Origin of the sequence: Paraburkholderia phymatum STM815, from assembly GCF_000020045.1 — a bacterium.
Lineage (GTDB): Bacteria > Pseudomonadota > Gammaproteobacteria > Burkholderiales > Burkholderiaceae > Paraburkholderia > Paraburkholderia phymatum.
In genome coordinates this window covers 85616-97946 of sequence record NC_010623.1, presented here as the reverse complement: position 1 = coordinate 97946, position 12331 = coordinate 85616, and the positions used below count along the sequence as shown (strand labels likewise).

Annotated in this window: 10 protein-coding genes, 1 pseudogene and 1 riboswitch; of the genes and pseudogenes, 3 read left to right on the top strand and 8 right to left on the bottom strand. The window is 57.1% G+C overall.

The window, feature by feature from the left end:
• The first annotated feature begins 146 nt into the window (after positions 1-146).
• Positions 147-1055 carry a LysR family transcriptional regulator gene (locus BPHY_RS16195; RefSeq protein ID WP_157686592.1) on the top strand — a complete coding sequence of 303 codons (909 nt, stop codon included), beginning with the start codon at positions 147-149 and terminating at the stop codon, positions 1053-1055.
• A 263-nt stretch (positions 1056-1318) separates the two neighbouring features.
• Positions 1319-2458 (top strand): porin, encoded by a 1140-nt coding sequence (locus tag BPHY_RS16190; RefSeq protein ID WP_012402521.1) that lies wholly within the window; start codon positions 1319-1321, stop codon positions 2456-2458.
• Between the two features lie 66 nt (positions 2459-2524).
• Here BPHY_RS16190 and BPHY_RS16185 read toward each other — a convergent pair whose 3' ends face one another.
• From BPHY_RS16185 to BPHY_RS16150, 8 genes are all read right to left on the bottom strand, one after another.
• The gene (locus BPHY_RS16185) at positions 2525-3550 is read right to left on the bottom strand and encodes an adenosine deaminase (RefSeq protein ID WP_012402520.1); all 1026 of its coding nucleotides are present in this window, start codon (positions 3548-3550) and stop codon (positions 2525-2527) included.
• An 81-nt stretch (positions 3551-3631) separates the two neighbouring features.
• On the bottom strand, positions 3632-4642 hold the full coding sequence (locus BPHY_RS16180) for a 2-hydroxyacid dehydrogenase (RefSeq protein WP_012402519.1): 1011 nt from the start codon (positions 4640-4642) through the stop codon (positions 3632-3634).
• Positions 4639-5409 carry a class II aldolase/adducin family protein gene (locus BPHY_RS16175; RefSeq protein WP_012402518.1) on the bottom strand — a complete coding sequence of 257 codons (771 nt, stop codon included), beginning with the start codon at positions 5407-5409 and terminating at the stop codon, positions 4639-4641. Before BPHY_RS16175 ends, BPHY_RS16180 begins: the two co-directional genes overlap by 4 nt.
• 12 nt (positions 5410-5421) lie before the next feature.
• Positions 5422-5880, bottom strand: a complete 459-nt coding sequence (locus BPHY_RS16170) for a thioesterase family protein (protein WP_157686590.1) — start codon at positions 5878-5880, stop codon at positions 5422-5424.
• Positions 5877-6710: an ABC transporter permease gene (locus tag BPHY_RS16165; RefSeq protein WP_012402516.1), complete on the bottom strand. Its 834-nt coding sequence runs from the start codon at positions 6708-6710 to the stop codon at positions 5877-5879. Before BPHY_RS16165 ends, BPHY_RS16170 begins: the two co-directional genes overlap by 4 nt.
• Positions 6710-7474 (bottom strand): ABC transporter ATP-binding protein, encoded by a 765-nt coding sequence (locus BPHY_RS16160; protein ID WP_012402515.1) that lies wholly within the window; start codon positions 7472-7474, stop codon positions 6710-6712. Before BPHY_RS16160 ends, BPHY_RS16165 begins: the two co-directional genes overlap by 1 nt.
• A 45-nt stretch (positions 7475-7519) precedes the next feature.
• Entirely contained in the window at positions 7520-8347 is an 828-nt protein-coding gene (locus tag BPHY_RS16155; RefSeq protein ID WP_012402514.1) for an enoyl-CoA hydratase/isomerase family protein, read from the bottom strand.
• Entirely contained in the window at positions 8344-10500 is a 2157-nt protein-coding gene (locus tag BPHY_RS16150; protein WP_012402513.1) for an acetate--CoA ligase family protein, read from the bottom strand. Before BPHY_RS16150 ends, BPHY_RS16155 begins: the two co-directional genes overlap by 4 nt.
• A gap of 242 nt (positions 10501-10742) precedes the next feature.
• Positions 10743-10838, top strand: a riboswitch (S-adenosyl-L-homocysteine riboswitch).
• A 58-nt stretch (positions 10839-10896) separates the two neighbouring features.
• Here BPHY_RS16150 and ahcY point away from each other — a divergent pair.
• Positions 10897-12328: pseudogene (gene ahcY / locus BPHY_RS16145) on the top strand (adenosylhomocysteinase).
• Positions 12329-12331: the final 3 nt, after the last annotated feature.

Below are 12331 nucleotides of genomic sequence, written 5' to 3'. Positions count from 1 at the left end.
ACTGATAGCAGCACGCAAACGGATCACGGCGAGCAAAAAATTCGAACGGAATGCGCGAAATTCACTGATTTTCTTGAGCGCTCGTGGACGCTAGATTGACCGTAGTGCAAACTCTATCCGTCATTGTGTCCATGAGAACGATACTGATGTCACCGCTGATGCACTATGTGCGCGAGGTGGCGCTGGAAGGTTCAATCCGTCGAGCTGCCGACAACCTGCATATTTCGCCTTCCGCAATCGCCCGCCAGATCCAGCAACTCGAAGAACAGTTTGGTGCCGCGTTGTTCGAGCGGCAGCCACGCGGCATGCGCCTGACCGAAGCAGGACAGATAGTGCTGGAAACAATCCAGCAGTTCGAGCGCAATGCTGCGTCCGCGCTTTCCCACGTCGAGGAGCTTCGTGGCCTTAAGCGTGGACGGGTCTCGATCGGAGCGTTGCAGACGCTCGGAGAGGACATCCTGCCGCGCGCATTGACAGATCTGCGCGAACGGTATCCGGGGATATGCTTCAATGCTTATATCGGAAATTCCTCCGACATCATCCGCAAGGTAGCCGACGGGGACATTGACATCGGCGTGTGCTGGGATCCAGGGGGGGCGGTACCAATCGAGCGTCTGCGCGTCGTTCCCATTGCAATAGGCGTCGCGATGCAAAGCGGTCACGCGCTCGCAGAGAAGGATTTAGTGAGTCTGCGCGACTGCGCGCCGTATCCCATGATCTTTCCGTCACGCGACATGATGTTTCGCACGTTGATTGATCGCATAAACGTTGGAGTGGGTAGCAGCGTTACACCGGTTATCGAGACCAACTCGATGTCCATGATGCGGAGGCTCGTTCGGGATGGGGCCGGACTGGTGCTGACCACGTCGATGTCGCTGCTCGGTGATCTGGCCGTAGGCAAAGTAGTGCACCGCCCACTACTCGAGTCTGCTGTTCACACCTTTCCACTGTGCCTTTTCGTTCGCAGCGACCGTGACCTACCGCTGGCCGTGAAGATCGTTGTGGAACAGTTCACGCTCGAGATGGATTCGCTTGCGGCACAGCACTGTGGTTGAAGTGGTTCCCGAGAAAATCGAATCTCGTGCGTTGAACTGCTGTTCGAGAAAATAGGTCGATGCATTCGAAATATGATTTTTGGCTCGTTTTTCTAGCTCGATACATTGACTTGGACCCTAGGAAGTTGTCGCGGGTCACACAGCACGTCCGGCCGGTTGAGCCACTTGAGATGGCGGATGATGCCTCCGGCTGCGGAGCATCGTCGGGCGGCGGACATCATCATCTTGCCTAAGTCGAAAGACGGGTTCGGGAGAAACGCGCAATGAAAAGAGTACCCCTGAAGAAGCGGATCGCGGTGGCTTCGGCTGTCGCCAGTTTGGCTGCGGCCATACCTCAGCTGGCGCAAGCACAAAGTTCGGTCACACTTTATGGCCTGATATCCACCGGTATCCTATACACCTCAAACTCAGGAGGTAAGTCGGTCGTCTCAATGGCCAGCGGGCCAGAGCAGTTGCCGCGTATGGGCCTGAAAGGGCGGGAGGAGCTAGGTGGGGGAACTGCCGCGATATTCACGTTGGAAAACGGCTTCAATTCGGTGAATGGCTCGTTGGGTCAGGGCGGCCGAATGTTCGGGCGATGGGCCTACGTTGGCCTGACCAACAATACCTACGGTACGGTGACGGTCGGCCGTCAGCTGGAGGAAATGGCACAGCAGTTGTACTGGAGTGAATCGGGTGTGATCTTCGCGGCCTTCGGGACGCGTATCGGGGACAACGACAACATCTTCAACTCAAATCGGTTCAATAACTCGATCCGCTATGCGTCGCCGAACATTCACGGGCTGACGTTCGCGGGATCATACGCGTTCTCGAACCAGGTGGGTGGATTCTCGAACAACAATGGATACAGCTTTGGTGCAAACTACGTATCCGGCTCCCTCAAGCTCGGGGCGGCATTTACTCAGTTCAATCATCCTGCGGTGGCGTCGAATCTGAATGGTGCGGTCGACGACGGTTCATGGGGATTTTCCAACCCATTCGTAAAGAGCCTTGGTGGCGCGGTGACTGCCCAGCAACGCATCATGGGCGTAGGTGCGAGCTACAATTTCAATATCGTGCAGGTTGCGGCTGGCTATACCAATGTCCTCTACAACTATCTGGATAATACCGGGCTTCGATTGCAGAACGCAGAGCTCACTGTGACCAAGCAGATCACGCCGACCACCCTTATCGGAGCGGGCTACATCTTTACTGCAGGCAACTACTCGGCAGATCGGCAACCGCGTTATCACCAGGTCAATCTGGGGAGCGTATATTCACTGAGCAAGCGCACAGACCTTTGGCTGGTCGGCATGTATATGCACGCTGCGGGCGACGCGCACCATGCGCAGATCTATACGACTACTGCGTCAAGCACGCAAAACCAGATGGCAGTGGTGACAGGCATCAGGACGAGGTTTTAAGCCGAATGGACATACGTTCCGGAGATTCGGTCTTCATCGCCGGAACGTGAAGGGGGATGGGTCGGTTCAGTTTATGTGAGCGACTGAGCGATCGTAAGCATCGACAGAATCGATATATCGCTGCGCTAGCGCCCGGTCGATGAAAGAGGCTTCGAAACTGTTTTTCGCGAGCTGAACAAGCTCGTTTCGCGTAAGTTTGAGGTTGCGTTGAACATAAGCAAAATTTTCATTCACATAACCACCAAAGTACGGAGGATCATCAGAGTTGATTGTTGCGCAAAGTCCTGCGTCCAGCATGCCCCGGAGGGGATGTGGGACGTCGCTTGGGACAACGTTCAGCTTGAGATTTGACAGCGGGCAGACTGTCAGTGGAATGCGGCGCTCGGCCAGTTCGCGCACGAGCGATGGGTCGGTGAGACATGCATTGCCGTGATCGATGCGGTTCACGTGTAGCAGGTCGATTGCCTGTCGTATATAGTCGGCCGGACCTTCTTCACCTGCGTGAATTGTCACGGGCAAGTTTTGGGCACGACAGCGGGCGAAGAATTCGACAAACTTGCTTGGTGGATTTGGTAGCTCGGCCCCACCCATGCCAATGCCAGAGATATTTTCTCGCCATGGCTGGATGGAATCGAGAAGTTCGATCGCAGCTTCTTGCGTGCGATGCCGATGTGCACTGATCAGCAACCCGGACGTTATGCCGAACTCGTGTTTCGCATTCTGCATGGCGCCCAGCACACCCTCCATCACTGCTTCCAGAGGCGTACCGCGTTCGGTGAATGTCTGCGGACCGGTGAACATTTCTGCATGACGCACTGTTTGCTCATGTGCCTTCTGAAGGTAGCGATGTGTCACATCATAAAAGTCCTGTTCCTCGACGAGGACGTGGCATCCTTCGAAATAGAGATCGAGAAACGATTGAAGATCGTTGAACTCATAGGCGGAACGAAGTGCTTCGGCCGACGGCCAACGCAGCGAGTGCCCGTTGCGCTCGGCAAGTGTGAACATCATGTCAGGTTCAATGCAGCCTTCAAGGTGCATGTGCAACTCGGCCTTCGGCAGGCCATTAATGTACGTTTGCATGGTTGGCATCGAAGATATCCTCCCGTTGACGACGGTGAAAGGGGTATCGTAGTTCCGAACGTTGCGGTGACGGGCAGAATGTGGTTGTACTCAATATCCGGCGTTGCGGTCGACAAGTCCATTGGTCGGCGCGCCGGTGCGAATCGAGTTCAGGCGATCGATTGTCTGTCGAGCGAGGACCAACGGGTCGCAGCGGCTTGCAATATGAGGGGTAATGCAGACCCGGGAATTAGACCATAGCGCGCTGGAAGCTGGGAGCGGCTCGTGGCGGAAGGTGTCGAGCGTAGCTGCGCCAATGCTCCCATTGGCAAGTGCGTCGAGCAGTTCGCTCTCTACGAGATGCTCACCACGTCCGACGTTGACAATATGCGCGCCGTGTTTGAGTGCTGAAAAAAGCTTCCCACCAAGAAATCCTCGGGTCTCGTTTGTAAGGGGGAGCAGACACACGAGCGTGTCGCAGACCCGGAGGAAAGACCTGAGTTCCGATTCTCCCGAGAAGTAATCGACGCCTTCAATCGGCTCGGACGGTGGCGTGCGTGACCAGCCCCGAACGTTGTAGCCGATCGTTGTCAATGCGCGTGCGCTGGCACGACCTAGTTCACCCATGCCTGCAATCCCGACGACATGCGACGAAGGAAGTGTGACAGGGCGCTCGAACCACGCATGGACGATTGCATTGCCCAGATAGTCCTTCATGTTGCGCTGATGATGAATCACGGCCCAGCACACGTAGGCAGCCATGCCCGCGGCCATCGACGGATCGATCGCGCGACAAAGCGGCACATCGTCCGGAAGGTCAGGGTCGTCAAGTAGATGGTCGACGCCCGCGCCCGAAGACTGGATGAGTTGCAGGTTTGGTAGTTGCCGCAGTAGTCCGCGGGCCGGACGCCAGCAAACGGCTGCTTCGATGTCAGTGAGGCTACCCAGGTTGGCGCCCCACCGCAGGTCGATTTCGGGATCCAGTCGCCGAAACGCCGGTACAAGGTAGGACATGTCGATGCTTGAGCTGAGAAGCGCGACGCACGGTGGCTTTCCAAGGGCGACAGGTTCGTGTCGCCCCGAGGCGCCACGCGCGGTCTCACGCGCGGCTATTTCCCTCATTGCCGGTATCCACTACCGATCTGCGCTTCGAGCAGACGGCGAAAACTTTTCCATTCGCGCGCAATGCCATCGAGCTGACTTGCGCTGGAGCCGCCGCGTTCATACTGACGCGCAGTGCGTTCACACACTTCTGCCGGGACTCCACGTACCTTTTGCCCCGACGACTGAATGGCCAGTTGTACCCGACACGCGCGTTCGAGGTTGTGCATCAGGATGAACGCTTCAGCCACGGAGCGGCCAATCGTCAGGAGGCCGTGGTTGCGGAGGATCAGGCAACGTTTGTCCGGACCGAGGCTTGCGACGAGGCGCGCGCGCTCATCCAGGTCGAGGGCAAGACCTTCATATTCGTGATAGGCCACGCGATCATAAAACTGGAAGGCCCATTGATTTGTAGGCTGAAGACCGTCTTCCAGCGAGGAGACTGCGACGCCGCCGATCGTATGAGTATGCATCACGCAGAGAGCGTCAGGCCGCGCGGCATGAATCGCACTGTGGATCGTGAAGCCAGCGGGGTTCACCTCATAGTCAGACGGCTCGAGCAGTTTTCCTTCGAGGTCGATCTTTACGAGGGACGATGCTGTCACCTCACGAAACAGCAATCCAAACGGGTTGATCAGAAAGTTCTCATCCGCTCCAGGCACCCTTGCGGAGATATGTGTATAGATACCGTCATCCATGCCAAGAAACGCGATAAGCCGGTAAGCGGCGGCGAGATCATCGCGCGTTGCGCGTTCTTCGCCGACCTGTTGCGAGACACTCGCTGCCATGGGGTTCTCCTGTCAGGCCGTTTGACCGAGGCGCTTCGCGGCACGCTTCTCAACCGCAACGCCAGGCACGACGGCGCGTGCGTGAGTGCCCTTGCCAATCGCGCCGCCCGCATCCGCTGCCCAGAGGTCAAAAAGATAAAGCGGGCCCTCCATGCCGGTGAACTTCGCGTAAGCCGTGAACGTTGCCCCTAGGGGTGTAGGTGCGAAGTGGTCAAAAACCACGCGCGAACCCACCGAGAGCTGACCATCCTGCAGAAGTGGATGCAGTGCTTTAGCTGCGGCTCGCTCCAGATGAGCGATCAGCCACGGAGTTGAAAGTACGTTGGGAAAGCGCTCGCCTGCATCGATGTCCAGCCGGCTTGCGAGATGTTCTTCCGTAACAGTTACCGTAAGCGAAGTTGTGAAGCCTTTTTCGAGTGTTGTCATGCTGAAAATGAGTGTTGAAATTGGATTGAGGAAGTTCGGATTCAAGCGCCGGAGACGCTGTCGGCGTCGTGGTTGATCCAGAAGACGACCTTGCGCTTGATAGCCTGCATGACCCAGTGCAGACCGATGCCCATTAGCGAAAGGATCAGCAGAATTGCGAAGACGCCCGCAGTGTCCATCGAAAAATTTCGCTGCAGGATCAGGTACCCTAGTCCCGCCTGGGACCCGACGAACTCACCGACGATCGCGCCGATTACTGCGAGGACGATCGCGACATCTAGGCCCACGAAAATATAAGGAAGAGCATTGGGCACTTTCACGTACCGAAAGATGTGCCATTTTGACCCAGTAAAGGCGACGATGAGGTCGATCTGATCGCGCGGGGCGGAGCGGAGCCCGACGATCGTGTTAGCGAGGACAGGAAAGAACGCAATAGTGGCGGTGATAACGACCTTTGAGGTGACACCGTAGCCAAACCAGATCACGATCAACGGTGCGATAGCCACCTTTGGGACGGTCTGGAATGCGATGACATATGGGTACAGGATTTTTTCAGCCAGTGCTGACTGACCGATGATGCCACCAAGCAAAAGACCTAAGCCCGCTCCTGCGAAGAAGCCGACCATGGTCTCGTAAAAGGTGACACCAAGATTCGATAAAAGTGACCCATCCGAGAAACCTTGGATAAGGGAGGTTGCGGTCGAACTTGGCGTTGGCACGATCAGCTGTGAGATCTGGAAGTAACGCACCCCGAATTCCCACGTTGCCAGAATGACGATCAGCAGGGTAATTGACAGCAGTTTGTCTGATCGCTTCTTTGAAGACGTTTCGGCGCTCGTGTCCATGGATGCCGGATGTTCGATGGAGGTGCTCATCAGTCGAGGGTCCCGTGAGAGTTGAAATGCGTGCGGATGCGCGAAACTACAGCTCCAAATGGCTCAGAGTTGATCATTTCGAGCTTGCGTTCACGTGGCAGGTTGACTGGCAAAATGTCGGTTATCCGGCCCGGACGCGGTGACATCACAATCACACGATCGGCGAGAAATACTGCTTCGGGAATGCTGTGCGTGACAAGAAGAACGGTTTTGCCGCTCTCCGCGCGAATGCGCAGCAGGTCAAGGTTCATTGACTCGCGTGTCATTGCATCGAGTGCGCCGAACGGCTCGTCCATTAGAAGCAGTGTGGGATCGTGACAAAGAGCGCGCGCGATGCCCACGCGCTGCTGCATGCCGCCTGACAGTTCGCTGGGATACTTGTCCTCGAAGCCTTCCAGGCCAACCATTGCCAGGTACCGCGCGGCACGATCCCGCTGAGTCTTGTCGACCTTTCCGTGCAGCTCGCTCGGCATGAGAATGTTCTCTATTACGGTTCGCCAAGGCAGAAGAACGGGTGCCTGGAACACGACCCCGACTTCGCGATTTGGACCGTCGATCGGCCGGCCCGCTACGGCGACCTTGCCCGAGGAACGCCGCAGGATTCCCGCGAGAATCTTTAACAGCGTCGATTTTCCGCAACCGCTCGGGCCAACGACCGTAATGAACTCACCCGATTCAACGTCAAAGCTCACGTCGTGAAGCGCGCGAATTTCGTTTCCCTCCCGGGTCTGATATGTCTTGTTAAGGCTAGAAACCGTGATCATCGATGCTCTCCGTATGTGCCGCCCGGCGGCACTCAGAGGGGTGGGTCAGGTGGTGTGGTCTTTGTTGTCAGCGCTAAAGCGGGCGTCGCGCCACTTGAACGCGGCCTTTAGGCCTTCCCGGTTCATTCGTTCGAAGAATTCCTCGGCTTCTTCCGACTTTGACATGAGCACCTGCGTGAAAATCTCAGCGCCGTACTCGACCGTCGATGTGAAGCCCCGCAATTCATAGCTTCGGTTCAAACCGAGCTTGTTAAGCTCCACTGCTGGCGGCGGCAAGCGCGCGATTCGTAGCGCAATCTGCATCGCGGTCGCGTTGAGTTCGTTAAGTGGCACGATGCGATTTGCAATGCCGAGGCGCTCGGCTTCATGTGCGTCGACTCTGTCGCCAAGCAGCAGAAATTCCTTCGCCTTTTTCATGCCGAGGATCCAGGGCGTGATGTTGTAGGGCGGCGCAGACTGGAACTGGATTTCAGGCTCACCGAACCAAGCTGTGTCTGCGGCCAGTGTGTAGTCGCACACCATCGTCAGATCGCAACCGCCACCAAGCGCATACCCATTGACCGCTGCGATGAATGGCACGCGAGATTTCCAGATCTTCCACCACGTGTCATTGCCAAGTTTCACATGCTCGCGCCAGTCCCGTACGGTCACGAACGGTTCCTCGCGCGGTGAGAGATCGAAGCCCGCACAAAAAGCTTTGCCCCTTCCGGTGATGATTGCTGCGCGGACACTCACGTTCTGTTCGATCTCGTCAAGTGCATGCTGCAGCTCGATCAGGAGCTGGTCGCTCAGCGCATTCATCTTGTCGGGACGGGCCAAGGTGATTGTGGCGACCGGGCCCTGGATGACAAGTTCAATTGTTTCGCGGATCACGTCTGTGCCTCCTCAATATTGGTTGCTGACGGCGTTTTGTTATCCGCCTTAGGGATGATTAGCGCGTCGAGAACGATCGCGCCCTTGCCGATGGGCTGCACGGATACCGGGTTCAGATCCATCGCATCCAGTTCGTCTGCATAGACGATGGCAACTTCGGACAGGCGCGAAACGAGCTCGGCGAGTGCTTCCCGGTCTGCGGGTGTAGCACCACGGAATCCCCGAGTGAGATCGGCGAGACGTGTGCGCGCAATCATGGAGCTCGCATCGCGAGTCGTGACCGGCGCAATATCAAAAGTTGCGTCTTTCACCAGTTCGACCAACACGCCACCCGAGCCAACCAGAACGCCCGGTCCGAAAGGCTTGTGCGTCGCGATGCCTACGATAGCTTCTATGCCCTTGTCAATCTGCTGCTGCACCAGTGCGCCGTTTATGTGCGCTTGCGGCATGTGTTTTCTGACACGCGCAATGAGATCGTCGAAGGCGGTGGCGACTTCGGCTTCGCTGGCAAGGTTGAGCACCACACCGCCAACTTCCGTCTTGTGTGGAATGTCCTCGGAATCGATTTTCAATACAACAGGGAAGCCAAGACGTTTGGCGGCGCTTGCTGCATCATCGGCGTTGGTTGCCAGCTGCTCGCGAGTGACTGCGATACCGTGGTCGGCGAGAAATGCTTTGCTTTCACGCTCTGTGAACGGCAGACCCGATGCGAGCCGTTCAGCCCATTGCTCATCGCGCAGATGTCCCACGGAAGTGTGTTTGACCTCTGCGTGTGCATGATGATCGATCAGATGCCCGATGGCGCGCAGTGCATTGCGCATGCCACAAAGCGACGGGACGCTCGCTTCATTGAGTGGCTCGAGGACGGCTGGGTGAATTGTGTCTGAGATATTGTTGAAAAACACGATCGGCTTGGCAGCGTCTGCATTGACCTTCGCAACTGCTTGGACCAGTCGCCGGTAGGTCGCTGCCTGATCCTTGCCGAGCGTCGACGGGCAATCCTGGGAAATCGCGACCAGCGATATGGCCGGATCTGCGAGCAGCGCCCGCAGACACGCGCCATACATGTCGATGTCGAACACTGCGACGCCTGTCGCATCGAGCGGATTACGCGGTGCGCCAAAGGGAGGCAGGATCTCCCGGAGAAGGTTGACGGTCGCGGGCGCGAGGTCGGGCAGAGTGAGACCCACTCGTTCAGCGATGTCACAGGTCAGCGCAAGCTCACCGCCACTGACGTTAAGCACGGCCACACCGTTGCTCTTCGGCTTGCGGTCATTGCCCAGGAAAAGCACGCAGGTCTCAATGAGTTCGTCATAGTCTTCGACCAGCACCACACCGAGTCGGTGGAAGAATGCCTGCAGTGCTGTGTCCGGCGTGGCGAGGGCGCCGGTGTGGGCAGCGCTGGCTGCTGCGCCAGAGCTTGAGCGGCCCACCTTTAGCGCAACGACAGGTTTACCCGCCGCGCGCATTTTCCTTGCCGCGACGGCGAACTTTTCTGGATCGCGCAGGGTTTCAATAAAAAGCGCTGCAACTGTCGTGTGCTCGTCCTGGGCGACATAATCGAGATAGTCGGCAATGTCTGTCACGGCGCCATTTCCGAGCGACACCAGATGGCTGAAGCCCAGACGATCGAGATTTGACAGTGCAATGCAGGCTGATCCGGAGTGGGACAGCAGCGCCAGGCCGCCCGGTCGCAGGTTTTCTGGCAACGCAGCACTGTAGAGCGATACGCGCGAAGCGACGCTGTAAAGACCGAGGCAGTTTGGTCCACAGAGATTGATGCCATTCTGGTTGCAGTAGCGGGTGAGTTCCTCCTGGAGTGCCGCTCCTTCGGCGCCGGTCTCTGCGAACCCACTCGCATACAGAACGGCGTTTCGGACACCTCGTGCATTAAGTGCCTCGAGTGCGGGAAGCGCCTTGTCGTAGCTAAGCGCGATGACGGCACAATCGACAGAACCGGGAATATCGTCGAGATTTGCGTAGGCCGGGATGCCCAGCACTTCGGGGGCGCCCGGGTGTACCGGATAGATCGCCCCTGCATAGCCGATGCGCTGCAGATTGCGGATCACAGTATTGCCGAGCGCTTCCGCGCGTGGTGATGCACCGAGCACAGCGATAGAGTTCGGGTTCAGAAGGGGAGAGAGCGGATGCAAGCTTGATTCCTCTGGAAAGACCCGGGTATAGGCAGCGCCGGGTGAAGTCGAGCCAGCGTCGACGACGCGAAAATGTAGTCACGTTGTTCGCAGCTTCGCGTTGAATCTCGCGATCGTGAGAACGTCCGGGAGCGAATCTAAGGTAAGTAGTGAAAAATTTGCAGTCAAACAGAGTTTTTCGGTCGTTATGTACGAAATATTCGCACCCTGAACGACGCGTGCCACAGCACAATGAGCGCCGATATTCCGAGGAGCGTTGCAGTGCTACCTGGCGTTTGTGAGGGAGGACGAGGCTCGGATCGGTCCGACGAAAGACTTTCCAACGACGCTCGCCCGCTGGTCGCGGGCGAGTCCAATGCTCGCGCACCAGCGGTTCGGACATTCGACGGAGAACCGATGGATATGCTGAAAACGTCAAACGTCTCCCAATCTGTTGTGGCCAACATAGGGCTTGCTGACTGGGGGCACAAAGAGTTACGCATCGCGGAAACGGAGATGCCCAGCCTCATGGCCATATGACGTGAGCTGCAGCCGATACAACCGCTCGCAGGCACCCGTATTGCCGGCTCCCTCCATATGACAATCCAGACAGGTGTGCTCATTGAGACGCTTGAAGCGCTTGGCGCGAAAGTACAGTGGGCGTCATGCAACATTTTTCGACGCAAGACCATGCCGCTGCGGCAATCGCCTCAAATGGCACGCCGGTGTTCGCGACCAAAGGCGAGGCGCTTGAGGAATTCTGGGACTACACGCATCGGATCTTCGAATTTGGCGGAGAGCGGGGCACTCCTGAAGAGGTCCCGACTATGATTCTTGATGATGGCGGTGATGCGACCGGACTCATTCACCTGGGCAGTCGAGCGGAAGCTGACCCTTCACTTCTCGACTCGCCGTCGGGTGCCGATTAAGCGGCCATGTTCGCGGCCATTCCCGGACTCTCGCGCGCGATTCGTCATGGTACAGCCGCCGGTTGAAGAAGGTCATTGGCGTTACAGAAGAGACAACCACTGGCGTTATGCGACTCTATGAGATGAGCGCGAGACACACGCTGGGCGTGCGGGCAATTGCTGTCAACGACTCGGTTACCAAGAGCAAGTTCGACAATCAGTACGGCTGCCGCGAATCGCTCGTCGATGCAATCAAGCGCGCAACGGATGTGATGATCGCCGGGAAAATCGCGGTGGTGGCCGGATACGGTGGTGTTGGGAAAAGTTCGGCGCAGGCGTAACGCGCTTTGAGCGGACAGGTATGGGTCACTGAAATCGATCCGATCAATGCACTTCAGGCGGCGATGGAAGGCTATCGTGTCGTGACCATGGACTATGCGGCTGACAAGGCGGATGTATTCGTGGCTGCCGCGGGCAACCAGGACGTAACCACATTCGACCATATGTCACGGATGCGCAACCAGGCAATCGTATGCAACATCCGTCACTTCGACAATGAAATCGATGTCGCCGCGCTCGCGCGCTGTAAGTGGGAAGACATCAAGCCGGAGGTTGACCATGTCATATTCCCGGACGGAAAGCGCATCATGCTTCTGGCTAAAGGCCGACTGGTAAACTTGGGCTGCGCAACCGGACATCCAAGTTTTGTCTTGTCATGTAGTCTGGCGAATCAAACGCTTGCCCAAGTCGAACTGTTCACGCGGCGCGATCAGTATGAGAGTGGAAAAGTGTACGTGTTGCCTAAGCTTATCGACGAAGATGTCGCACGGCTACATCTGGAGAAAGTCGGCGCTGAATTAACGGTGCTTAGCGACGCGCAGGCAGCTTACATAGGGGTACGGAAGGAAGGCCCGTACAAGAGCGACGCTTATCGCTATTGAACA